The sequence below is a fragment of the Burkholderia sp. Bp9031 genome, from assembly GCF_003857965.1.
GTDB lineage: Bacteria > Pseudomonadota > Gammaproteobacteria > Burkholderiales > Burkholderiaceae > Burkholderia > Burkholderia ambifaria_A.
Map to the genome: position 1 here is coordinate 1 of NZ_QTPW01000052.1, position 24,390 is coordinate 24,390.

Sequence of the window (24,390 nt, forward strand, 5' to 3'; positions counted from 1 at the left end):
AGGAACGCGTCGTCCTGGTCGAGCACGTCCGCGAAGAAGATGTTCGGGCTCTTGCCGCCCAGTTCGACCGTCGACGGGATCAGGTTGTCGGCCGCCGCGCGCAGGATGTGCTTGCCGACCGGCGTCGAGCCGGTGAACGCGATCTTCGCGATCCGCTTGCTGGTCGCGAGCGCTTCGCCCGCTTCCTTGCCGAAGCCGCTCACGATGTTGATCGTGCCGGCCGGGAACAGATCGCCGATCAGCTCCATCAGCACCATCACCGACGCAGGCGTCTGCTCGGCCGGCTTCATCACGATGCAGCATCCGGCCGCGAGCGCCGGCGCGAGCTTCCATGCCGCCATCAGCAACGGGAAGTTCCACGGGATGATCTGGCCGACGACGCCGAGCGGCTCGTGGAAGTGATACGCGACGGTGTTGTCGTCGATCTCGGAAATGCCGCCTTCCTGCGCGCGGATGCAGCCCGCGAAATAGCGGAAGTGGTCGATCGCGAGCGGCAGGTCGGCCGCCATCGTCTCGCGCAGCGGCTTGCCGTTGTCGATCGTCTCGGCCACCGCGAGCAGTTTCAGGTTCTTTTCCATCCGGTCGGCGGCGACGAGCAGCAGGTTCGCGCGCTCGGTGACCGACGTCTTGCCCCACTTGCGGCGCGCGGCGTGCGCGGCATCGAGCGCGAGCTCGATGTCGTCGGCGCCCGAGCGCGGTACGCGGCAGAACGGCTTGCCGTTGATCGGCGACACGTTCTCGAAATACTCGCCCTTCACCGGCGGAACCCACTTGCCGCCGATGTAGTTGTCGTACTGCTGACGGTACGGATATTCGACGTCGAGGCCCAGTTGTTTCAGGTCAAACGGGTTCATACATGTCTCCTGTTCATCGTGCTTGTGTGAATAGAGCGCCGGTTGGATCGCGCTGCACGGTTTACGCAACATGCGTGCCACACCGGCCGAAAACGCAACAGGAGCGGTGCATCCGGCCGTTCGCCAGGGGCAGGGCCAGCGCACGGAAAACGAGTGTCCCGATTCTGAACACCGCGGCGGTACAGCCGCGCGGCGGGTGTTCGGATTTACCACAGCGCATCGGCGCACGCGTCACCGTGCGCAACACTCGCCACATGGCATGTCGCTTGCGTGTGGAACGCCGATCCGCATGTATCGGCCACGCGCCGACCGACACCATGAACGATCCGGGCCCCCTCAGCGACGATGTCGTCGCGTTCATCCGCGAACAGGCGTTCCTGATCGTCGCGACCGCGAACGCGGCGGGCGACAGCGACTGCTCGTATCGCGGCCGCCAGCCGCGCGCGGACGGTTCGTTCGCCCCGCTCGTCGACCTGCCCGATCGCGGCACGCTCGTGCTGCCCGACTTCGCGGGCAACAACCTGTTCAACACGATCGGCAACCTGCTCGTGAATCCGGCGATCGCGCTGCTGTTCGTCGATTTCGTCCGGCAGACGACGTGGCTCGTGCAAGGGCGCGCGACGATCGACGAAGATGCGAGAAGCCGCGCGCATCTGTGGCCGGATGCGCTGCGCTACGTGGTCGTCGAGGTGGAAAGCGCGCAGGCGCGCGCCGACCCGGGATTGCCGTCGCTCGTGCTGGGGTGACGTGACGTGCAGTGACGTCGCCGAAGCGCGGTGTCCACACGTGCGGGCGCGCGCGGTGCGGCTCACCCGCCGCCCGCCGTCCGCCGCTGGTGCGCTGGTGCGCGCGGAACTCGGAACGCAGTTCGCCGCTACAAGACCGTGGCGGGCGCGGGATGCACGACCGAGCTTGCCGCAATGCCCGCCCCCGACGCGGCATCACCCTTACCGCCCGCTCCCGTCCGCGCAAGCCGGTTCGGTCCGGCGCCGCGCCCGCGCTTCGCCACGCGGCTGCTCACCTTCATCGCCGCGCCGCTCCGCAATCGCCGGCCGCGCACCCAGAAACGCGAACACGATGCCCGCGCACAGCACCGTGACGACCGCGAGCCCGATCAGCAGCCGATCGAACGCATGCGTATAGCTCGCGAGCAGCGCGGCCCGCGCAACGCCCGGCAACCCGGCCGCCGCACCGGCGAGATCGCCGGTCGCGAGCAGCGCGGCCGCCCGCAGTGTCGCATCGGAACTGCCCGTCGCCATCTGCCGCAAATCGGCGTGCGCGAGCGTCGCGAGTACCGCACCGACGATCGCGAGCGCGATCCCCTCGCCCGCGACGCGCGTCGTGCTGAAGATCCCGGTGGCCATCCCCGCGCGCTCCTTCGGCACGACACTGACCGACAGCCCGTCCATCAGCCCCCACGGCATGCCGGCCCCGACGCCGATCGCGAGCATCGGCGCGATCGCCGCCGGCCCCGCGCCGCCGCGCAGCGCGACGCCCAGCCATACGAGGCCCGCTGCCGCGAGCAGGAGCCCGAGCCCCGAGATCACGCCGGCCGACAGCCAGCGCGTGAGCGCCGCTGCGACGAGCGGTACGACGAGCATCGGCGCGGAGATCGCAAGCATCAGCCAGCCCGCGTCGATTTCGCCGAAGCCGTCGATGCCGATGAAGCGCAGCGGCAGCACGACGAGCAGCACGATGTAGCAGGAGCAGGTCGATATCGGCAGCACCTGCACGCCGACGAAGCGCGGAATGCGGAACAGCGACAGGTCGAGCATCGGCCGCGCGACGCGCGTCTCGATCGCGACGAACGCGCATGCGCCGAGCGCCGCGCCCGCCAGCAGCGCGACGACGAGCGGATGCGTCCAGCCGCGCGCGGGTGCCTCGATCACGCCGAACGTGAACAGCGTGAGTGCGGCGGTGAACGCGATCGTGCCCGGCCAGTCGAGCCCCGTCGCATGCGGATCGCGCGACTCGTGCATGCGCGGCAGCCCGAACGCGAGCGACGCGGCGCCTGCCGCCGCGCCCGTGACGAAGATCGCGCGCCAGCCGTAGTGCGCGATCAGGCCGCCGGCGAGCACAGGCCCGAACGCGAGCCCGATCCCGAACGTCGTGCCGAGCAGGCTGAACGCACGTGTGCGCGCCGTGCCGTCGAACTCCTGCGCGAGCGCGGCCGTGCCGCCCGCGAGCGCTGCGGCCGCCGCGAGCCCCTGCGCGGCGCGCAACAGGTCGACCGCGAGCATCGACGGCGCGAACGCGAGCGCGACCGACATCAGCGTGAACCCGCCGACGCCGATCGCGAACACGCGCTTGCGGCCGAACTGGTCGGCCAGCGCGCCCGCCGCCATCAGGAAACTGCCGAACGCGAGCATGAACGCGTTGGTGATCCAGTTCATCGCGACCGGCCCGCCGTGCAGGTCGCGCCCGATCGCGGGCGTCGCGACCGCGCCGCCCGAAAACGACAGCGGCAGCGCGACGGCGGCCATGCAGACGGCGGCCAGCACCCACGCGCGCCGGCGTGCCGACCTCGCTGAAACGGCTGAAAACGGGTGATCCATCATCGCTCCTCGAAAAGCGGGCGCGGATGCGCCTCAAGAGCAATCAAAGATAAATCCGATTCAATCATCGAAAAACCACGCAAGACTCCGGATATAACGGCTTAAAATTCCGCAATAACCCGCTTGCTGCCGGCACACTCGCATCGATGGAAAACCTGAACGGCATCGCCGCCTTCGTCCGCACCGCCGAAGCGCTCAGCTTCGTCGCGGCCGGCCGCGCGCTCGGCATCTCGGCCTCCGCGGTCGGCAAAACGATCGCGCGGCTCGAGCAGTCGCTCGGCGTGCGCCTGTTCAACCGCACGACGCGGCGCGTCACGCTGACCGACGAAGGGCGCCATTTCTACGAACGCTGCCAGCGGATCCTCGAGGATTTTCGCGATGCGGAGGCGACCGTGACGGCATCCGCGCAACGCCCGCGCGGCAAGCTGCGCGTGAGCCTGCCGGTGATCGGCTACCGGTTCCTGCTGCCGGTGCTGCCCGAATTCCGGCAGCGCTATCCGGATGTGGAGCTCGACCTGGATTTCAACGACCGGATGGTGGACGTCGTCGAAGGCGGCTTCGACGCGGTGATCCGCAGCGGTCCGCTGTCGGATTCGAGCCTGATGTCGCGGCGGCTCGGCCCGTTCGCGTTCGTGCTGTGCGCGACGCCCGCGTATCTCGCGCAAGCCGGCACGCCGCAGGCCCCGCACGATCTCGAAGCGCACGATTGCGTGCGCTACTGCTTTCCGACCACGGGCAAGCTGCAGGACTGGGCGCTTGCCGCCGACGACGGCACGCCGCTGAAGCTGCGCACCGCGATGACCTGCAACAACATGGAAGCGCTGCGCGGCGCGGTCATGGCGGGGCTCGGCATCGGCTACATGCCCGACTTCCTCGCACGCGACGCGCTGGACACGGGTGCGCTCGTCACCGTGCTCGACGACTACCGGATCGCACCGGGGCAGTTCTCGATCGTGTGGCCGTCGAGCCGGCAGTTGTCGCCGAAGCTGCGTGTGTTCGTCGATTTTCTGTGCGAGCGACTGTTCAGGTAGCCGAATGACAAAGGCGTCGCCAGCCGCCCGGCAGGCCGCCCGAACGGCACCCATACCGCCACGCGACGGCGCCTCGCGCGGCCCGCTTCAGTCCGCCCCGATCCGCTCCGCTTCCGCGCGCGGCAACAGCGCATCGCTGTCGTCCTTCAACCCGACGCCCGTGAGGCCGAGCCGGCGCGCGTGCGTCATCAGGTAATGCAGCTTGTGCGCGGCGGCGGCATGCGGCAGCCCTTCGGGCCGCACGTTCGAGATGCAGTTGCGCAGCGCGTCGTGGCAGCCGACCTTCGGCGCCCACGTCAGGTATACGCCGAGGCTGTCCGGGGAGCTGAGCCCCGGCCGTTCGCCGATCAGCATCGCGACGACCTTCGCACGCAGCAATTCGCCGATCTCGTCGCCGAGCGCGACGCGCGCCTGCGTCGCGACCACCACCGGGCCGATCCGCCAACCGTCCGCGTCGAGCCGCGGCCGCACGGCCTGCAGCAACGGCAGCGCCTGCTTCGCGGCCGCGAACGCCGACAGCCCGTCGCCGACCACGAACACGACGTCGGGCGCGTCGTCGAGCGCGGCGCCGTAACCGGCAAGCAGCCCGCGGCTGTCATCCGACAGCTTGCGGCCGAGATCGGGCCGGCGCAGATAGTGGTCGCGGTCCGGCGCGGCGCTCTGCACGCCGAGTGTCGGCAGCAGGCCGGCTGCCTCGATCTCGCGGCGCAGCGCGTCCGCGTCGAGCGGCTGGTGCACGGCGTCGCGCGCCTGCGCGTGCGACAGGTTGAACGCGAGCAGCGGCGCGGTCGGCAGGCTGTTGCCCGCGCGGCCGAGCGCGATCCGCGCATTCGTGAACGACTTCAGCTGCGCCCACGGATTCTTTTCGACGGCGTCGCTCATGCGGAAATCCCCATCCAGTCGTTCGCCCCCGCGAGCAGCGGCACGCGCGCATTCGCGGCGCGCAGCGCGCCATGCGCGTCGGCGATCTCCATCGTCTCCAGCCATTCCTCGAACTCGGGCGCGCGGCGCAGGCCGAGCACCTCGCGCACATAGAGCTGGTCGTGAAACGACGTGCTCTGGTAGTTCAGCATCACGTCGTCCGCGCCCGGAATGCCCATGATGAAGTTGATGCCGGCCGCACCGAGCAGCGTCAGCAGCGTGTCCATGTCGTCCTGGTCGGCTTCCGCGTGATTCGTGTAGCAGATGTCGCAGCCCATCGGCACGCCGAGCAGCTTCCCGCAGAAGTGATCCTCGAGCCCCGCGCGGATGATCTGCTTGCCGTCGTACAGGTATTCCGGCCCGATGAAGCCGACCACCGTGTTCACGAGGAACGGCTCGAACTTGCGCGCCACCGCATACGCACGCACCTCGCAGGTCTGCTGGTCGACGCCGAAATGTGCGTTCGCCGAGAGGGCACTGCCTTGCCCCGTCTCGAAGTACATCAGGTTGTTGCCGACCGTGCCGCGCTTGAGCGACAACGCAGCCTCGCGCGCCTCGCCGAGCAGCGCGAGCGAGATCCCGAAGCTCGCGTTCGCCTTCTCGGTGCCCGCGATCGACTGGAACACCAGGTCGACCGGCGCGCCCTTCTCGATCGCCGCGATCGTGTTGGTCACGTGCGTGAGCACGCACGACTGCGTCGGCACGCCGTAGCGTTCGCGGAATCCGTCGATCATCGCGAGCAGCTTCACGATCGCCGCGAGGCTGTCGGTCGCCGGGTTGATGCCGATCATCGCGTCGCCGCAGCCGTACATCAGCCCGTCGAGCATCGACGCGGCGATGCCCTTCACGTCGTCGGTCGGGTGGTTCGGCTGCAGCCGCACCGACATCCGGCCGGGCAGCCCGACCGTGTTGCGAAAGCGCGTGACGACGCGGCGTTTGCGCGCCGCCGCGATCAGGTCCTGGTTGCGCATCAGCTTCGACACGGCCGCGACCATCTCGGGCGTGAGGCCCGGCGCGATCCGCTCGAGCGCCGCACCGTCGGCCGCGGGCGACAGCAGCCAGTTGCGGAAATCGCCGACGGTGAGGTGCGAGATTTCCGCGAACGCGGCCGCGTCGTGATCGTCGAGGATCAGGCGCGTGACCTCGTCGTGCTCGTACGGAATCACCGCTTCGTTCAGGAACGCCTTCAGCGGCACGCCCGCGAGCGCGATCTTCGCCGCCACGCGCTCCTCCTCGCTCGCCGCTGCAACGCCGGCGAGCTGGTCGCCCGAGCGCAGCGGGCTCGCCTTCGCGAGCAGCGTCTTCAGGTCCGCGAAACGGTACGTGCGCGGGCCGATCGTCTCGGTATAGGACATCGTTCGAATCTCCTTGCCAGTCCTTGCCCATCCTTGCCGGACGGCGACGGCGCGCCCGTTCGACGGAGCGCGCCGGATGCCGTCACGAACGGCCTTGCAGGTTCGCCATCGTCACTCCTCGAGCAGCACGTCGCCCGGTGCGCTCGCGCGCTGCGAACGGGTCGCGAGGAAGTACGCGTAGCCGAGCGCGAGGAACGCGACGAACACCATCGCCACCAGCCCGTTGAAGACCACCATCGTCCCGAGGCAAATCAGGGCCGCAACGATCGCGAATGCCGGGAAGAACGGGTACAGCGGCGCACGGAACGGCCGCTCCAGGTTCGGCTGCGAGCGGCGCAGCTTGAACAGCGCCGCCATGCTTACGATATACATCACGATCGCGCCGAACACCGACATCGTCACGATGTTCGCGGTGAGCGTCTGGCCGCCGAACTGGATCAGCTCGTCGCTGTAGATCGCGGCGATCCCGACCACGCCGCCCGCGAGAATCGCGCGATGCGGCGTCTTGAAGCGCGGATGCACCTTCCCGAGCCACTCAGGCAGGTAGCCTTCGCGAGCCAGCGCGAAGATCTGGCGCGAATAGCCGAGGATGATCCCGTGGAACGACGCGACGAGCCCGAACAGCCCGAGCCACACGAGCATGTGCATCCAGCCGCTGTTCGAGCCGACGATGTATTTCATCGCCTGCGGCAGCGGGTCGTTGATGTTCGCGAGCTTGGTCCAGTCGCCCGCGCCGCCGGCGAACACCATCACGCCGACCGCCAGCGTGACGAGGGTCAGGATGCCGGCCACGTAGGCGATCGGGATCGAGCGCTTCGGGTTCTTCGCCTCCTCGGCGGCCATCGCGACGCCTTCGATCGCGAGGAAGAACCAGATCGCGAACGGGATCGCCGCGAACATCCCGTGGAATGCGCCGACGCTGAAATGATCGGCGCCCGACCAGCCGCCCTTCATGAAGTTGCTCCACGCGAAGCCTGGCGACACGACGCCCATGAACACCAGCAGCTCGAAGATCGCGAACAGCGTGACGACCAGCTCGAAGGTCGCCGCGATCTGTACGCCGACGATGTTCAGCGCCATGAACACGAGATACGCGCCCATCGCCGCGTTCTTCGGTTCGAGCCCCGGAAACTGCACGTGCAGGTACGCGCCGATCGCGAGCGCGATCGCGGGCGGCGCGAACACGAACTCGACGAGCGTCGCCGCGCCGGCGAGATAGCCGCCCGCCGGGCCGAACGCGCGGCGCGCATACGCGAACGGGCCGCCCGCGTGCGGGATCGACGTCGTCAGTTCGGTGAAGCTGAAGATGAAGGTGGTGTACATCGCCGCGACGAACAGCGCGGTGACCACGAAACCCAGCGTGCCGGCACTCGCCCAGCCGTAGCTCCAGCCGAAGTATTCGCCGGAAATCACGAGGCCGACCGCGATGCCCCACAGTTGCCAGGTCCCGAGCGTCTGCTGCAGCGCGGGCTGGCCGGACGACTTGGCGCCGGCGGCGGGCCGGCCATTCGACTCTGCTTTCATCGGATTCTCCTGAAAGGCGCCGGCCTGCCGGCCCGCGCGACTGAGAATCGATGCTAGAGGGTCATTAAACGACGTGTTATCGAAATTCGGCAAAGATCGCGGCTGACATTTCGCCGACGGAAATGACGGCCGCGGGCCGCGGCCGCCACGCACGCACCGTCCGGCCGCGCAAAGCGGCCGAAGCGCCGACGTTCACCCGCGTTACTGGCCGCCGCCGCGCTGGTTGAACCAGCGGTCGAGCAGCTTGCCGGCCGCTTCGCGGCCGCCGAGGCCGAACGACAGCGCGACCGCCACCGCGATCGCACCGAGCACGAGGCCGAACGCGAGCTGCACGATCTCGTTGGCGATGCCCATCGCGCGCAGCCCCATCGCGAACACGAGGCCAAGGATCGCGAATTGCGCGATCCGTGCGAACAGCACGCTGTGTTCGCGGTCGGCCTGCTCGATCACGCGGCGCGCGAGGCCCGCGAGCCACACGCCGATCACGAGGATCACGCCGCCCATCAGCACGTGGCCGCCGAATTCGATGAACAGTGTGACGACGTCGCGCACCTGCGTGAAGCCGAGCCGGTTCGCGGCCTCGACCGCCGCAAACAACATCGCGAAGAACACGATCAGCCGTGCGACCAGCACCGACGGCTGCAGGATCCCCGAGAACACGCGCTCGACGCCGAGCACGGCCGGCAGCCCGTCGGCGCCGGCGGCTTCCAGCAGCTTCTGCGCGAGCGACGCGACGAAGCGCGCGAAATAGAACGTGACGAGCACGATCACGATTGCCGCGACGATGTCCGGCACCGCGCCGAGGAACTGGTTCAGCATGTTGGTGGCGGGAATCGAGATCGCGTCGATCTTCAGCGCGTCGAGCGCGGAGATCAGCGTCGGCACGAACACGAATACGTACACGATCGTGCCGATCAGGCTCGACACGCGCACCGGCGTCGGGCTGTCGAGACGCGCGGTGAGGCGGTCGGCGCCGGCGGCGACCAGCAGGTTCGTCACGAGGCCGCGCAGCACGCGCGCGACGATCCAGCCGACGATGCCGATCACCGCGGCCGCGAACAGGTTCGGCACGATCGCGAGCAGCTTGTCGACCATCCCCTGCACCGGCGACAGCAGGCCGGACAGCGCGAAGGATGCGAGGATCGCCGGCAGGAACATCAGGATCACGAGCCAGAACAGCACGTCGCCGAGATAACCGCTCATCGGCTGCATACCTGCGCTTTCGGACAGCTTGTCGTCGACCTTGCTGGCCTTCAGCGCGCGGTTCGCGAGGCTGCGCAGCAGCGATGCGATGAGCCACGCGATCAGCGTGAGCGCCGTGCCGCCGATCAGGTTCGGCAGGTAATTGACGATGTGCGTGACCAGTAGCGAGAACGGATTGGACACCGCGTACAGGTTGAGCACGTTGAAGATGCCCACTGCTGTGACGAGCAGCACGAGCCAGAACAGCCCGCCGGCGATGATCCGCTCGACATACGCGCCCTGGCCGGTGCTTTCGTTGATCCGCTGATCGACCTTCAACGCGTTGAGCAGCCGGAGCGTACCGGCTCGCACGGCCACGGCGATCAGCCAGCCGATCACCAGGATGCCGATCGCACCGGCGATCTTGGGCAGGTATCCGCCCAATGTGGTCTGCAGCGACGTGATGAAGCTGGAAGCATCCATGTCTTCTTCTCCCGAAAAACGTGGCGTTGCGATTGAACATCGACGAACTACCTGCGTACTTCGAAAATCGTGCGTTGCCGTGCGAGCAACTTACCCGAGAAAAATGACGCGATCACCCGATTTCACCGTCTTTAACTTTAGACATTTATCAGCGGGGCGAGACCCCATTTCGGCGAAATAAAAAAGGGGCGGATTTATCGGCCCTACGCATCTCCGCACGATTGATCAATCGGCGGCGTGCTACCGTGGCGTCGATTCCTGCCGGGAGCGCGCGCATGACCGTCGACACGAAAGCCGAAACGTCCGCGTGGGTCCGCCATGCGACACGCGTCGCCCGAGTTCGCCCGCGCAGCACCGGCGCACCGCGATCCATCTGCCGATCTATCCGTTACAGCGAGGAGAGGAAGACATGTTCAAGCATGAAGTCGAGATCCGGCGGCAGCCGGAACTGCGCGGTTATGCGATTGCGCATACGGGCGCATACCTGAAGGTCGGCGACGCGTTCGGGCAGATCGGCGCATGGGTCGCGCAGCACGGGCTGATCGGCCCCGGCGCGAAGATGATCGGAATCTTCTACGACGATCCGGATACCACGCCGGAAGCGCAACTGCGCGCGAAAGCGTGCTTCGTGCCGGCCGACGGCGTGCCGGACATCGAGCCGGCGCCGCCCGTCGAGCGCATGACCGTCGCCGGTGGCGAGTACGCGGTGCTGCTGCATACGGGGCCATATGCGGACCTGAAGACGGCCTACCAGTGGCTGTACGGCGACTGGCTGCGTCACTCGGGCCGCGAAGCCGCCGACGCGCCGCCGTTCGAGCTGTATCTGAATACGCCGATGGATGCGGCGCAGGCCGACCTGCGCACCGAGATTCATTTGCCGCTGCGTTGAGCGGCTGGCTGAGGCTTGGGCTTGGGCTTGGGCTTGGGTATTCCGGCACAAGCCGGTGCGCGGTGCAAGGCGGCGCCCGTTGCAGGCGCCATGCCGTCGTCGAGATCCGCTGTCACACCGGCACGCCGACTGGCGATCGAGCCTTACCCGGCCTGCGTGCCGCAGCCCGGACAGAAGCGCGCGTCGTCGGCCAGCGCCGCGTGGCAGCGGCTACACGCCCTGCCGCGCTGTGACACGCCGCACTGCGCGCAGAATCGTGCGTCCGCCGCGTTGATTGCGCCGCAACCCGCGCAGGCGAGCTGGCGCGACGGCACGTTGCCGCCCGGGCCGCCCGGGCCGCCCTGCGCGCCGGCCGACAGCTGCCAGCCCCAGCCATGACGATCGCGGCCGCGTGTGTCGTGCCCGCCATGACCTTCCCGGCCCGCTCCGCCGTGATGCCCGCCGTGATGCCCACCGCCATGGCCGCCACTGCCGTACCCGCCGCCGTGCCCGCGCCCGTGCCCGCCCAGGAGCCGTTTCAGGAAGCTCATCGCCCGCGCCTCATCGCTGCGACTGCGCGCCGTCAAACACGCCCGACTTCGACAGCAGCCGCAACCCGTTGCCGACGACGATCAGGCTCGCGCCCGCGTCGGCGAACACGGCCATCCACATCGTGCCGAGCCCCGCGACCGTGAGGCCGAGGAACACGACCTTCACGCCGAGCGCGAAGCCGATGTTCTGCACCAGTACGCGGTGCGTCGCGCGCGACAGCCGCACGAACGCGGGAATCTTGCGCAGGTCGTCGTCCATCAGCGCGACGTCGGCCGTCTCGATCGCGGTGTCGGTGCCCATCGCGCCCATCGCGAAGCCGATGTCGGCGCGCGCGAGCGCCGGTGCGTCGTTGATCCCGTCGCCGACCATCCCGACCGCCCCCGCGCCGCCCGCCGACAGCTCCTCGACCGCCGCGAGCTTGTCCCCGGGCAACTGGTTGCCGCGCGCATCGTCGATGCCGGCCTGCTGCGCGATCGCCTGCGCGGTGTGCGGGTTGTCGCCGGTCAGCATCGCGGTGCGGATGCCGAGCGCGTGCAGGTCGGCGATCGCCGCACGGCTGGTGTCCTTGATCGTGTCGGCCACCGCGAAGATGCCGAGCACGCGCGTGTCGTCGACCAGCATCACGACGCTCTTGCCCTGCCGCTCGAGCACATCGAGCTTCGCCTCCAGCGCCGGCGAGCAGCGTTCGAGCTCCTCGACGAGCCGGTGGTTGCCGAGCCAGTAGCGTGCGCCGTCGATCGTGCCGCGCACGCCGCGCCCGACGAGCGCTTCGAACTCCTCTACATCGGCGAATGCCGCCACCTGCGCGTCGCGCACCGCCGCGGCGATCGCCTGTGACACCGGATGATCGGAGCGCGCCGCGAGGCTTGCGCCGAGCTGACGCACGCGGGCGGCGTCGACGTCCGTTGCATGCAGGTCGAAATCGGTCTGCACCGGCTTGCCGTGTGTGATCGTGCCGGTCTTGTCGAGCGCGAGCCACGCGAGCTTGCGGCCTTCTTCCAGATACACGCCGCCCTTCACGAGAATCCCGCGCCGTGCCGCGGCCGCGAGCCCCGACACGATCGTCACCGGCGTCGAGATCACCAGCGCGCACGGGCAGGCGATCACGAGCAGCACCAGCGCGCGGTAGATCCAGTCGTGCCACGCGCCGCCCAGCACGAGCGGCGGCACGACCGCGACCAGCAGCGCGATCGCGAACACGATCGGCGTATAGACGCGCGCGAACTGGTCGACGAAGCGCTGCGTCGGCGCCTTCGCACCCTGCGCCTCCTCGACCGCATGGATGATCCGCGCGAGCGTCGAGTTGGCGGCAATCGCCGTCACGCGATAGTCGAACGACCCCGCTTCGTTGATCGTGCCCGCGTACACCGCGTCACCGGCCGTCTTGTCGACCGGCAGGCTCTCGCCGGTGATCGGCGCCTGGTTCACCGTCGAGCGGCCCGCGACGACTTCGCCGTCCAGCCCGATCCGCTCGCCCGGCTTCACGCGCACGACCGCGCCGAGCGCCACCTGCGCGGCCTCGATCGTGCGCCAGGTGCCGTCGGCGTCCTGCACGGTCGCGGTGTCCGGCGCGAGCTGCATCAGGCCCTGGATCGCGTTGCGCGCGCGATCGAGCGACTTCGCCTCGATCAGCTCGGCGATCGTGAACAGCACCATCACCATCGCGGCTTCCGGCCACTGGCCGATCGCCATCGCCCCCGTCACCGCGATGCTCATCAGCGCGTTGATGTTCAGGTTGCCGTTGCGAATCGCGATCCAGCCCTTCTTGTAGGTGGTGAGCCCGCACGCGAGCACCGCCGCGAGCGCCAGCACGGCCGACGGCCACACCGGCAGGCCACCCCAGCTCACGGCCTCGGACGCGATCGCGGCGACGCCGGCCAGCGCGAGCGGCCACCACGGCTTCGCGGGCGGCGGCGCGACGGGCGTCGCCGGTGCGTCGGCCGACGCGGCCTCCGGCGTCATCCCGAGCGTGCGGATCGCGCTTTCGATCGCAGGCTGCGCGCCCGGTACGTGTTCGACGGTCAGCATCCGCTGCATCAGGTTGAATTCGAGCGCCGACACTTGCTGCATCCCGCCGAGCTTCTTGCGGATCAGCGTTTCCTCGGTCGGGCAGTCCATCTGCATGATCCGGAACGCGGAGCGCACGTGACCCGACGCGGTCGCCTGCGCGACAGGCAGCGGCGCGAGCGTCAGCGCGGCAGGCGCACAGCAGGCGCCGGCCGCGTGGTCGTGGTCGTGGTCGTGGTCGTGGTCGTGGTCGTGGTCGTGGTCGTGGTCGTGACCAGCATGGTCATGTGCCGCGTGGTCGTGCGAGCACGCCGCGCCGTGTCCGTCGCCATGCGCGTGGTCGCCATGCGCGTGATCGGCATGGTCGCCGCCGCCGTGATCGTGCGCCGTGTCGTGCGCGGCTGCGTGATCGTGGTCATGGTCGTGACCGCATTCATGCGGCTGCGCGCCGCGCGTTGCCGCGTCGCCGTGCGCGTGCTCGCCGGCCGCCGGCGCCGCATCGGCAACGGTCGCCGCCTGCGTGGCGCGCGCGTCGGCGCAACACGCATCGGCGCCGCCGGCATGACGGTGTCGTGGGTCGTGGGTACGCTGGGCGTCGGTCATGACAACCTCCTCTATGGCTTGACGGTGTAGAGTTAACACCCTGAAGCCACTACAAGGTCAACCCTTGCAACGGAGAAAGCCATGAAGATCGGCGAACTGGCCAAGGCGGCCCGCTGCACGCCGGAAACGATCCGCTTCTACGAGAAGGAGGGGCTGATGCCGGATGCGGAGCGCACCGATTCGAACTACCGCAACTACACCGACGTGCACGTCGAACGGCTGCGCTTCATCCGCAACTGCCGCGCGCTCGACATGGCGCACGACGAAATCCGCACGCTGCTGCAGCTCACCGACACGCCCGCCGACCCGTGCGATTCGATCAACGCGCTGCTCGACGAGCACATCGGCCACGTCGATGCGCGCCTCGCCGAACTGACGCATCTGCGCGACCAGCTCACCGAACTGCGCCGCCAGTGCGTCGGCGAACATTCGGTCGAGGATTGCGGAATCGTGCATGGTCTCGCGACGATGGAAACCGTCGCACCGGCCGCGAAGCGCTCACATCTCGGCTGAAACCCTTGTGGAATGTGATAGTCTAGTTAATACTAGTTATAGTGTTACTAGATATAGAAAAACTATTCATGACATCGAGCCGCCCGTCTCCGCTCGCGCTCGCCGTCCTCGCGACGCTCACCGAAACGCCAATGCATCCGTATGGAATGCTGCAGCAGCTGAAGGCGCGCGGCTACGACGAAGTCGTCAACGTGCGGCAGCGCACGAGCCTCTACCAGACGATCGACCGGCTGCTGCGCGACGGGCTGATCGCCGTGCACGACACCGAGCGCGACGGTGCGTTTCCCGAGCGCACGCTGTACACGCTGACCGAAGCCGGGCATACGGCTGGCCAGGCGTGGCTGCATGCGCTGCTCGCGGAGCCCGCGCGCGAGTTTCCGGCGTTCGGCGCCGGCCTCGCATTCCTGCCGCTGCTCGACGCCGACGATGCGCGCCAGCAGCTCGAGCGTCGCATCGCCGCGCTCGAAGCCGAACGCGAACGCCTCGAGTCGCTGCGCAACGCCGCGCAGAACGATCAGGTGCCGCGCCTGTTCCTGCTGCAGAACGAGCATGCGCTCGTGCTGCTCAACGCGGAGCTCGACTGGGCGCGCAGCGTCGTCGAACACCTGAAGATCGGCGCGCTGCGCTGGGTCGACGGTTGACGCGCGTCGTCATAGGCTCGCGCCGATCAGAGCACCTTGCCGGGATTGAGCACGCCGGCGGGATCGAGCGCGGCTTTCAGGCGACGCATCAGGCCGATTTCGGCTTCGCTGCGCGTATGTGCGAGATAGGCACGCTTGAGCATGCCGATGCCGTGCTCCGCCGACACCGAGCCGCCCATGTCCCGCACGACCGCGTACACGCACCGATCGATCGCGTCGGCATCCGTGTCGCGCATGCCGGCGAACGACACGCCGATATGCACGTTGCCGTCACCGACGTGGCCGAAGAACAGGCATGTGATATCGGGCCAGAGTGCACGCAATGCCGCTTCGCAGCGTTCGGCGAACCGCCCCAGTTCCCCCGTCGGCAGGCTGACGTCGAAGTTCACCAGATGCGGCAGCGCATCGATCGCGAGACCTTCGCGCAATGTCCACAGGTCGCGCGCCTGCCGCTCCGATGTCGCCAGCGCCGCATCGTCGACGAGCCCCGCGTCGATCGCATCCGCCAGGCCGGATTCGAGCGCCTGATGCGCATCGCCGCCCGGTGCGCTCGTCGCGCATTCGATCAGCACCGCGAAGCCGCCGTCGCCCGGAAACGGCGCGACGACGCCAGGTGTGTGGCGTGCCACGTAGTCGTAGAACGCCGGCCACATCGCTTCGAAGCTGACGATCTCCGGTAGCGCGCGCATGCGGTTCCACAACCCGACGACAGCGTCGTAGCCATGCACGCGGCAGAGCGCGGTGGCAGGCGCGGCGAGCTTCGGATGCAGCCGCAGCACGGCGCGCGTGACAACGCCGAGCGTCCCTTCGCTGCCGATGAACAGTTGCTTCAGATCGTAGCCCGCGTTGTTCTTCAGCATCCGGTTCATCGACGACACGACGGTACCGTCGGCGAGCACGACCTCGAGCCCGAGCACCTGCTCGCGCATCATTCCATAGCGAATCGCGCGCGTGCCGCCCGCGTTGGTCGCGAGCATGCCGCCGATCTGGCACGAACCGCGCGCGCCCAGATCGACACCGAACGTAAAGCCCGCCTCGTCCGCCGCTTCCTGCACCGTCTGCAGCGGCGTCCCGGCGCGTACCGTCATCGTGCCCGCCGCGGCGTCGATTGCTTCGACGCCTGCGAACCGTTCCATCGACAGCGCGATCTCGCCGCCCAGCGCGACCGCGCCGCGCGCGAGCCCCGTGAGGCCGCCCTGCGGCACGACCGGCTGTCCGAGCCGCGTGCACAGCGCGAGCGTGCGCGACACGTCGTCGACGCTGCGCGGCCGCACCAGCGCGCGCGGGCGCACGCCGGCCGGCTCGTTGTACGCGGTGAAGTAGCGCGGATCAATGTCGGCCGACCGCGTAACGAGCGTGTCGCCCAAACCGGCGACGAGCGCCGCCTCGAGCGCGTCGGCTGCCGACGGCGCGGCGCCGTGACCGCCGTGGCCGCCGTTCACACCGGCCGTATCCAGGCTCTGCATCGCGCGCCCGCTTACTTCGTGGAAATGTCGATGTCGCCGAAGTACTTCTGTCCGAGCGACTTCACCGTGCCGTCCGCCTTCAGCTTGTCGATCGCCGCATCGAGTTTTGCCTTCAGCGCGTCGTCGCCCTTGCGCAGGCCGAACGCGATCCCGCTGCCGAGAATCCGGTCGTCGCGCACCGGCTGACCGACGAACGAGAAGCCCTTGCCGTCCGGACGCGACAGGAAGCCGCGCTGGCCGGCCGGTGCGAGCACCAGCGTCGCGTCGAGGCGGCCCGCCACGAGATCCGCATACGCCTGGTTCTGGTCCTGATACGGGACGACCGCCACGCCGGCCGGCTCCCAGTGCGCCTTCGCGTAGGTTTCCTGGATCGACGCCTGCAGCACGCCGACGTGCTTGCCCTTCAGCGATTCCGGCGTCGGCAGCAGGCCGCTGCCGGTGCGCGCGATCAGCTGCGTCGGCACGCGGTAGATGATCGTCGTGAAGTCGATCGCCTGGCGCCGCTGCTCGGTCGCATTCATCGCCGAGTTGATCGCGTCGAACTTGCGGCCCTTCAGCGCGGGAATCAGCCCGTCGAACGACGTCTCGACCCACTTGCACGACAGCTTCGCGGTCTGGCAGACGGCGTTGCCGACGTCGATGTCGAAGCCCTGCAGGTCGCCGTTCGGCGCCTTCGACTCGAACGGCGGGTATTGTGCCTCGAGGCCGAAACGCAGCGTCTGGCCGTCGGCGAGCGCCGCGCCGGCGCCGAGCGCGCATGCGAGTGCGAACGCGAGTTTCAGGGTGTGTGCATGCTTCATCGTGATCTCCTGACTTGTCGGCCGGCGCCGTGCGTGAACACGTGCGACGGCCCCATCCGTGGCTTTCGGTGCGGCGTACGCGTCGCCGGCTTGTGTGCGGGCCGCACCCGCGATTACAGCGAACGCAACCGTCGCGCGCCCTCGATCAGCGTCGCGTCGTCCTTCGAGAAACTGAGGCGGATCACGCCTGCATCGGTGCCGTCGGTGTAGAACGCCGACAGCGGAATCGTCGCGACGCGCGCATCGCGGATCAGGCGCAGCACGAAGTCGCTGTCGGGCTCGTCCGAGAAGTGCCGGAACCGCGCGAGCATGAAGAACGAGCCTTCGCTCGGCAGCAGCTCGAAGCGCGAATCGGCCAGCTCGCGCGCGAGCAGGTCGCGCTTGGCCTGGTAGAACGCCGACAGGCCGAGATAGCTTTCCGGCCGCGCGAGGATCTCCGCGAACGCAACCTGCATCGGCGTATCGGCCGAGAACACCATGAACTGGTGCACCTTGCGGATCTCGTCCATCAGTTCGGCCGGCGCGATGCAATGGCCAACCCGCCAGCCGGTCACGTGGAACGACTTGCCGAACGACGACACGACCACGCTGCGCTCGGCCAGTTCGCGATGGCGCGCGACGCTCTGGTGCTGCGCGCCGTCGAACACGACGTGCTCGTAGACCTCGTCCGACAGGACCACGATGTCCGTATTGCGCGTGAGTTGCGCGAGCCGTTCGAGATCGTCGGCCGAGAACACGGTCGCGGTCGGGTTGTGCGGCGTGTTGACGATGATCATCCGCGTGCGCGGCGTGATCGCCGCGGCCACTTCGTCCCAGTTCACGCGGAAATGCTCGGGCGACAGCTTGATCGCGACCGGCGTCGCGCCCTGCATCCGCACGATCGGCGCATAGCTGTCGAACGACGGCTCGAAATAGATCACTTCGTCGCCCGGATGCACGAGCGCACTGATCGCCGCGTAAAGCCCTTCGCTCGCGCTCGCGATCACCGTGATCTCGGTGCCCGGGTCATAGCGCGTGCCGTACAGCGCCTCGGTCTTCTCCGCGAGCCGCTCGCGCAGCGACGCTATGCCCGCCATCGGCGCGTATTGGTTGTGGCCGTCGCGCATCGCGCGTGCGACGGCCTCGACGAGTGCCGGATCTGGCGCGAAATTCGGCGCGCCCTGCGACAGGTTCAGTGCATCGTGCTGTGCGGCGAGCTGGCCAATCACCGTGAAGATGGTCGTCCCGACGTCCGGCAGTTTCGAACGGGGCGTGGTGGCGCTTCGCATGCTTCCTCCTTCTGATGTCCTTCGGACCGGCCCGCGCGACGCGCGCGGCCTGCCTCATGCCGCATGATTTAGCCCGAGCCAATATCGGCGGACAATCGAAAGTTCGTCATGGCGGCCATGCATTTTTCTCATGATTCAGTATCCGCGACGCATCAGGCCACTTCGGCGCCGCCGGCCACGCATGCGAATCGGGCATTTCCCCTACGGCCGCTCGGCCATGCCGAGCGTCACTCGCCAGCCGCCGCCAGATAGGTGCGCAGCACGGTTTGCAGCTCGCCGCGCAACGCGGCGAAATCGAGGGCGGGCCCAAGCGTCAGCAGCGCCTGCGACACGCCGCCATAGCAGACCGCATGCGCCATCCGTGCGATCCCGTCGAGCCGCGCGGCCGGCGGCGGATCGGCTGCCTGCGCGAGCGCATCGCGCCACAGCGCGACATACGCGTCGTAATGCCGGCGGTACGCGGCGAGCGGCGACACCTGCCGCTCCAGCACGAAGAGTGCGCTCCACAGCGCGGCGTCGGCGCCGATTGCATCGACCTGCAAATCGACGAGCGCGGCTGCGAGCGTGGCGCGCGGCACGCCGCGCAGCCCGTGCGCCACATCGCGCAGCCGGTCGGCCAGCGCCAGCACGCGCCGGTGGATGCACAGCGCGGCGAGACTCTGCTTGTCGCCGAAGTATTCGTAGAAGGTGCCGATGCTCACGCCCGCGACGGCCGCGATCTCGCGGATCGTCGCCTTCGCGTAGCCGCGCTCGAGCAAAAGCTGAACGAACGCCTGCTGGAGCGCATCGGACGTGGCCTGCGCACGCGACTGGCGCGGCCGGCGACGCAATGCGGGCGCGGGTTGCGCCGCCGGCTGGCCGGGCGGCTCGGGAACCTGAACATGTCGCGGCGGCATATTTGCTACTCTGAAATTCAGCGGACACACGTTTGTTTGATCGGGGTTTCACCGGAAGCCCGCGCAGGCGCGCAAACGCCGGCGGTGCGGCCCCGATCGGCAGACCGCGAAGCATGAGACCGGAGACAGCCCGATGACCGAATCGACCCATGCCGTCACGAACCAGTTCGACGAACTGGTCGACTATAACCTCTTCGCCACCGACGTCGCACTGCGCGAGGCGCTCGCCCGCGCGGGCGCCGACTGGGCCGTGCCGCAGCTCGATGCGTACGGCGCACGGCTCGGCAGCGCCGACACCGCGCGGCTCGCCGACGAAGCGAACCGCCACACGCCGGAGCTGAACGCGTTCGACCGGCGCGGCCGGCGCATCGACCGCGTCGACTTCCATCCGGCCTGGCATGCGCTGCTCGGCCTGTACCGCAACGAAGGCTTCGTGTCGCTCGCGTTCCGCGAATCGCGCCCCGGCCGCTGGGCCGCGACCGCGGCCGGCTTCTACCTGCACGGCCAGATCGAGGCCGGCACGCTGTGCCCGGCGACGATGACGCAGGCCGCGATTCCGGTGCTGCAGAAGGAACCCGCGCTGTGGGGCCTGCTGCGCGACAAGCTGTACAGCGACGACTACGATCCGCGCGACGTGCCGGTCGCCGAGAAGCGCTCGACCTGGTTCGGCATGGGGATGACCGAGAAACAGGGCGGCTCCGACGTGCGCGCGAACACGACGCTCGCGACCGCGATCGGCGCGGGCGGGCGCGGCGGCGAATACCGGCTGCGCGGCCACAAGTGGTTCTTCTCCGCGCCGATGTGCGACGCGCACCTCGTCGTCGCGCGCACCGAAGCTGGCAGCCCGTCGTGCTTCTACGTGCCGCGCTGGCGGCCGGACGGCACGAAGAACGCGGTCGAGATCCAGCGGCTGAAGAACAAAGTCGGCAACCGCAGCAACTCGAGCAGCGAGATCGAGCTGGACGATGCGTGGGGCATCATGCTCGGCGACGAAGGCCGCGGGATTCCGACCATCATCGAGATGGCCACCCACACGCGGCTGAACTGCGTGCTCGGCAGCGCGGCGATGCTGCGCCAGGGCGTCGTGCAGGCAATCGCGTACACGCGCCAGCGCCACGCATTCGGCCGCGCGCTCGCCGAGCAGCCGCTGATGCGCACCGTGCTCGCCGATCTCGCGCTCGAAAGCGAGGCCGCGCTCGCGCTCGCGATGCGCCTGGCCGACGCGTTCGAGCGCGACGACTCGCCGCGCGAACGCGCGTGGAAGCGCATCGTCACGCCCGCCGCGAAATTCTGGGTCTGCAAGCGTGCGGTCGAGCTGACCGGCGAGGTAATGGAAGTGTTCGGCGGCAACGGCTACGTCGACGACGGCCCGATCGCGCGGCTGTTCCGCGAAGCGCCGGTCAACTCGATCTGGGAAGGCTCCGGCAACGTGATGTGCCTCGACGTGCTGCGCGCGGTGTCGCGCGAACCCGACGCGGCCGCCGCGCTGTTCGACGAACTGGCCGACCTCGGCGCGGGCGAACCGCGCATCCGCGCGGCGCTCGATGCGCTGCGCGCGATGCTCGCGGCGCCGGCCGACACGCTCGAGGCGTCGGCCCGCGTGTTCGCGCAGCGGCTCGCGCTCCTCGCGCAGGCGTGCCTGCTGCGGCGCGACGCGCCCGCGGCCGTCGCCGACGCGTTCATCGCGACGCGGCTCGCCGCCCCCGATTGGGGCCGCATCGCGGGCGGCTTCGATCCGCACGCGCTCGACGTCGCCGCGCTGCTGCAGCGCGCGTACCCGGCCTGATGCCCGTCGCGGATCGCTGACTACATCCCGGTTCGCCTTCGTTCGCCCGCCCGGAGCCCCGATGAATCTCGTCGCCGCCCTCGACCGCGCCGCCCGTGCGACGCCCGACAAGCCGTTCGTCGTCAGCGAATCCGCGACGATCACCTATGCCGCCGCGCGTGCCCGCTCGCACCGCGCGGCGGCCGTGCTGAGCGCGCTCGGCATCGCGGCCGGCGACCGCGTCGCCGCGATGTGCTTCAACACGTCGGCCTTCGTCGACCTCATGTTCGGCGCGTGGCGGCTCGGCGCGACGTTCGTGCCGATCAATCACAAGCTGCAGGCGCCGGAAGTCGACTACCTGCTCGAACACAGCCGCAGCAAGGCGCTGCTGTTCGACGTGGCGCTCGCGCCGGTGGTTGAGCGCATCGTGCATCCCGCACGACAGCTCGTGACCGAAGGCGAACTCGACGGCGTGCCGTGCTTCGACACGCTGTGCGCGACGATGGACGGCCTCGCGGGCATCGAGCCGGCCGACGGCGACGTCGCGCAGATCCTCTATACGTCCGGCACGACCGGCCGCCCGAAAGGCTGCGTGCACAGCCACCACACCGTGACGCTCGCGGCGATGCAAGCCGCGCTCGCGATCGGTATCGGCCGCAACGAGCGCACGCTGATGGCGATGCCGATCTGGCATTCGTCACCGCTCAACAACTGGTTCGGCGGTACGCTGTACGCGGGCGGCACCGTCGTGCTGCTGCGCGAATACCATCCGCTACGCTTCCTGCAGGCTGTCGAACGCGAGCGCGTGACGCTGTATTTCGGCGCGCCGGTGTCGTACACGCTGCCGCTCGACACGGTCGACGGCTTCGCGGCGTTCGACCTGTCGAGCGTGCGCGCATGGCTGTACGGCGGCGGCCCGATCGGCGCCGCGCAGGCCGAACGGCTTGCGCGCGCGTATCGCAGCGACGCGTTCTTTCAGGTGTACGGAATGACCGAAACAGGCCCGGCCGGCACGACGCTGTATCCGGACGAGCAGATCGCGAAGGCCGGCTCGATCGGCCGCCACGGCGGCCCGGGCGTCGACCTGCGCGTCGTGCGGATGGACGGCATCGACGCGCAGCCGGGCGAGACCGGCGAAATCTGGCTGAAGACCGACAGCATGATGCTCGGCTATCTCGACGATGCGGCCGCGACACGCGCCGCGTTCGCGCCGGACGGCTGGTACCGCACCGGCGACATCGCGCGGATCGATCAGGATGGCTACCTGTTCATCGTCGACCGGCTGAAGGACATGATCGTCACGGGTGGCGAGAACGTCTATTCGAAGGAAGTGGAGGACGTGCTCGGCGCGCATCCCGGGATCGCGGAGGTCGCCGTCGTCGGCGTCCCGCATCCCGACTGGGGCGAGACGGTCGTCGCGCATGTCGTGCTGCGCGCGGGCACCGCACCCGATGCGGATGCGGATGCGGATGCGGATGCGGATGCGGATGCGGATGCGGATGCGCTGCGCGCATTCTGCGGCGAGCGGCTCGCCGCGTACAAGATCCCGCGCGAATTCGTGTTCGCGGAAACGCTGCCGCGCACGCCGACCGGCAAGCTGCAGAAGTTCCTGCTGCGCATGCGCAGAGACTAAGTATCCGCGATTGAGCCGGCGCACTGGTAGCTCGCACACTCATATCCCCTTTGCGAACCCAAAAGCGGGATACGGCACCATTGCCTATCCGCGACATCTGACCTAACGCATTCGCGCACGCGCGGTCAATGCAACAAGTGGAACGGAACAAGTAATAGAAGTTACCGGTACCGAATCATATTCGTCCGATTGATCGATGTTTCTTATCTGGAATAGCGTCTCTAGGCAGCCATTCCATTTACTGAAACAGGGAAGCCGGATGAAAAACGAACTCAAAGCACCGACCCATCTTTTCGCCACCGTTGGCGCGCTCACGGAACGCGGTGGACGTGTCACCACCGCAACCAGCGGCCTGACCTTGGCTGGATTGGAAGTCGCCTGCGTCGGCGATGTAGTGACCTATGACGACGGCAGCGAGGCCGCGATTATCGACGGCGCGGGAAACAACCATAGCGGAGGCAAGCCATTCGCATTGGTGGGCAGCCGGTTGAGCAACGGCGACCGCATTACCGAAACGCTGCGCAGTTCATGGGGCATTCACGTGGCGGATGGGCAACGCGTTGCGGGCCTGTTCGATCCGACCTATGTGCCGCCGCTCGCGCCGCCCGCCTACAGACTGGCGGTACGTGGCGCGACAACAGCGCGCGGCGGTGTATTGCGCGAGCCTTCCGGGACGTGGGAAGTAGCGCCGCACTTGGGAAAGGCTGCCACGGTGACCTGATCCACTATCCGGACGGTTCAATCGCGCGCGTGACGAGCGGTCTGGGTTTGGCCGACGGGCCCGACTTCGCGCCGCTCGCATTCGTTGGCAGCGGACTCGATAACGGCGACACGATCACCGATAGCCCCGAGCGACAAGGCGTAGCGTCGTCAGTTGTATTTAGCGTCGTCACCCGCTCGTCCATGCCCCACTGAGGTAGCGCCCATGATCCGCTACTTTCTTGCCAAAGGCGACCGCGCCGGGGAAGCGGTGATTGTCGAAGGCCTCGACACCGTGACCTGTTCCAATCCTCCGCCGAGGGTCCATATCGCCACGCTCGATATGAAGACCTACTGTACGGCCTGCAAGCGTGAAGGGTACATCGCACCGCAAGGGCCGCGCTGGCCCGGTACCGGCCCGAACGGCAAACAGTGGGCATTGAGCGGGGATATGAATGTCTGCGGATGCAACCCGTCGCCGATCTTCTATGCTGAGCGCGGCATGCGGATGATTTTTACTGCAGGAGAGACTGCGGCGCTGAATGGGCGCAAATCTGATGCAGCCGTGCGGTCATTTGCTCGATCGGCTGCCGTACACGACGAGCAATTCACCTTGCTCGATGACTCCCGCCGCCCGCTCGCGAACATCCGCTACCGAATCGTTACCGACACTGGCCAGATTTTCACGGGCACCACGGACACGGCCGGGCAAACACATCGGATCGCCACCGACGTCTCGGCAACTCTGAAAATCTATACGACGGAACATTGAAG

At 68.3% G+C, this 24,390-nt stretch carries 20 protein-coding genes and 1 pseudogene; 9 read left to right on the forward strand and 12 right to left on the reverse strand.

Annotated elements, in window-relative coordinates; all coding sequences use genetic code 11:
* Window positions 1-854 (reverse strand): aldehyde dehydrogenase family protein (locus DIE15_RS34930; protein ID WP_124835699.1); only part of this gene is annotated, 854 nt, incomplete at its 3' end.
* A gap of 317 nt (window positions 855-1,171) precedes the next feature.
* Here DIE15_RS34930 and DIE15_RS34935 point away from each other — a divergent pair.
* A complete protein-coding gene (locus DIE15_RS34935) occupies window positions 1,172-1,600 on the forward strand; it encodes a pyridoxamine 5'-phosphate oxidase family protein (RefSeq protein ID WP_124835700.1) in 429 nt (142 codons plus the stop codon).
* 201 nt (window positions 1,601-1,801) lie between these two features.
* Here DIE15_RS34935 and DIE15_RS34940 read toward each other — a convergent pair whose 3' ends face one another.
* A complete protein-coding gene (locus tag DIE15_RS34940) occupies window positions 1,802-3,409 on the reverse strand; it encodes an MFS transporter (RefSeq protein WP_124835701.1) in 1,608 nt (535 codons plus the stop codon).
* A gap of 146 nt (window positions 3,410-3,555) precedes the next feature.
* Between DIE15_RS34940 and DIE15_RS34945 the strand changes: the two genes are divergently transcribed.
* A complete protein-coding gene (locus DIE15_RS34945) occupies window positions 3,556-4,440 on the forward strand; it encodes a LysR family transcriptional regulator (protein WP_057927933.1) in 885 nt (294 codons plus the stop codon).
* Window positions 4,441-4,527: 87 nt separating this feature from the next.
* Here the strand turns inward: DIE15_RS34945 and eutC are convergent, their stop codons facing one another.
* The 4 genes from eutC to DIE15_RS34965 form a co-directional block, all read right to left on the reverse strand.
* Window positions 4,528-5,322, reverse strand: coding sequence for an ethanolamine ammonia-lyase subunit EutC (eutC, locus tag DIE15_RS34950; protein ID WP_057927934.1), 795 nt, complete (start codon window positions 5,320-5,322; stop codon window positions 4,528-4,530).
* Window positions 5,319-6,716, reverse strand: a complete 1,398-nt coding sequence (locus DIE15_RS34955) for an ethanolamine ammonia-lyase subunit EutB (RefSeq protein ID WP_124835702.1) — start codon at window positions 6,714-6,716, stop codon at window positions 5,319-5,321. Before DIE15_RS34955 ends, eutC begins: the two co-directional genes overlap by 4 nt.
* A gap of 111 nt (window positions 6,717-6,827) precedes the next feature.
* Entirely contained in the window at window positions 6,828-8,240 is a 1,413-nt protein-coding gene (eat, locus tag DIE15_RS34960; RefSeq protein ID WP_124835703.1) for an ethanolamine permease, read from the reverse strand.
* A gap of 201 nt (window positions 8,241-8,441) precedes the next feature.
* A complete protein-coding gene (locus DIE15_RS34965; RefSeq protein WP_057927937.1) occupies window positions 8,442-9,905 on the reverse strand; it encodes a mechanosensitive ion channel in 1,464 nt (487 codons plus the stop codon).
* Window positions 9,906-10,248: 343 nt separating this feature from the next.
* On the opposite strand from DIE15_RS34965, the pseudogene DIE15_RS34970 reads away from it, so the two are divergent.
* Window positions 10,249-10,794, forward strand: a pseudogene (locus DIE15_RS34970) (GyrI-like domain-containing protein); the annotation flags it as partial.
* Window positions 10,795-10,937: 143 nt separating this feature from the next.
* Here the strand turns inward: DIE15_RS34970 and DIE15_RS34975 are convergent.
* Both DIE15_RS34975 and DIE15_RS34980 read right to left on the reverse strand, forming a co-directional pair.
* On the reverse strand, window positions 10,938-11,324 hold the full coding sequence (locus DIE15_RS34975; protein WP_124835705.1) for a zinc ribbon domain-containing protein: 387 nt from the start codon (window positions 11,322-11,324) through the stop codon (window positions 10,938-10,940).
* A gap of 10 nt (window positions 11,325-11,334) precedes the next feature.
* Complete coding sequence (locus tag DIE15_RS34980) at window positions 11,335-13,935, reverse strand: heavy metal translocating P-type ATPase (protein ID WP_124835706.1); 2,601 nt, start codon at window positions 13,933-13,935, stop codon at window positions 11,335-11,337.
* 81 nt (window positions 13,936-14,016) lie between these two features.
* Here DIE15_RS34980 and cadR point away from each other — a divergent pair, with 81 nt between their 5' ends.
* Window positions 14,017-14,448 carry a Cd(II)/Pb(II)-responsive transcriptional regulator gene (gene cadR / locus DIE15_RS34985; protein WP_124835707.1) on the forward strand — a complete coding sequence of 144 codons (432 nt, stop codon included), beginning with the start codon at window positions 14,017-14,019 and terminating at the stop codon, window positions 14,446-14,448.
* 68 nt (window positions 14,449-14,516) lie between these two features.
* Window positions 14,517-15,089 (forward strand): PadR family transcriptional regulator, encoded by a 573-nt coding sequence (locus DIE15_RS34990; RefSeq protein ID WP_057927941.1) that lies wholly within the window; start codon window positions 14,517-14,519, stop codon window positions 15,087-15,089.
* Window positions 15,090-15,115: 26 nt separating this feature from the next.
* Here DIE15_RS34990 and DIE15_RS34995 read toward each other — a convergent pair whose 3' ends face one another.
* The 4 genes from DIE15_RS34995 to DIE15_RS35010 all read right to left on the reverse strand — a co-directional run bounded on the left by DIE15_RS34995 (window position 15,116) and on the right by DIE15_RS35010 (window position 19,519).
* Entirely contained in the window at window positions 15,116-16,555 is a 1,440-nt protein-coding gene (locus tag DIE15_RS34995) for an FAD-binding oxidoreductase (RefSeq protein ID WP_124835708.1), read from the reverse strand.
* A gap of 11 nt (window positions 16,556-16,566) precedes the next feature.
* The gene (locus tag DIE15_RS35000; RefSeq protein ID WP_124835709.1) at window positions 16,567-17,355 is read right to left on the reverse strand and encodes an ABC transporter substrate-binding protein; all 789 of its coding nucleotides are present in this window, start codon (window positions 17,353-17,355) and stop codon (window positions 16,567-16,569) included.
* 113 nt (window positions 17,356-17,468) lie between these two features.
* A complete protein-coding gene (locus DIE15_RS35005) occupies window positions 17,469-18,623 on the reverse strand; it encodes a pyridoxal phosphate-dependent aminotransferase (protein WP_124835710.1) in 1,155 nt (384 codons plus the stop codon).
* Window positions 18,624-18,850: 227 nt separating this feature from the next.
* Window positions 18,851-19,519, reverse strand: a complete 669-nt coding sequence (locus DIE15_RS35010) for a TetR/AcrR family transcriptional regulator (protein ID WP_057927944.1) — start codon at window positions 19,517-19,519, stop codon at window positions 18,851-18,853.
* A 133-nt stretch (window positions 19,520-19,652) separates the two neighbouring features.
* Between DIE15_RS35010 and DIE15_RS35015 the strand changes: the two genes are divergently transcribed.
* The 4 genes from DIE15_RS35015 to DIE15_RS35030 all read left to right on the forward strand — a co-directional run bounded on the left by DIE15_RS35015 (window position 19,653) and on the right by DIE15_RS35030 (window position 24,388).
* Window positions 19,653-21,305: an acyl-CoA dehydrogenase family protein gene (locus tag DIE15_RS35015; protein WP_124835711.1), complete on the forward strand. Its 1,653-nt coding sequence runs from the start codon at window positions 19,653-19,655 to the stop codon at window positions 21,303-21,305.
* A 61-nt stretch (window positions 21,306-21,366) separates the two neighbouring features.
* Window positions 21,367-22,917, forward strand: a complete 1,551-nt coding sequence (locus tag DIE15_RS35020) for a class I adenylate-forming enzyme family protein (protein WP_124835712.1) — start codon at window positions 21,367-21,369, stop codon at window positions 22,915-22,917.
* Window positions 22,918-23,176: 259 nt separating this feature from the next.
* A complete protein-coding gene (locus DIE15_RS35025; RefSeq protein WP_260428436.1) occupies window positions 23,177-23,638 on the forward strand; it encodes a PAAR domain-containing protein in 462 nt (153 codons plus the stop codon).
* 204 nt (window positions 23,639-23,842) lie between these two features.
* Entirely contained in the window at window positions 23,843-24,388 is a 546-nt protein-coding gene (locus DIE15_RS35030) for a hypothetical protein (RefSeq protein WP_124835713.1), read from the forward strand.
* Window positions 24,389-24,390 lie beyond the last annotated feature (2 nt).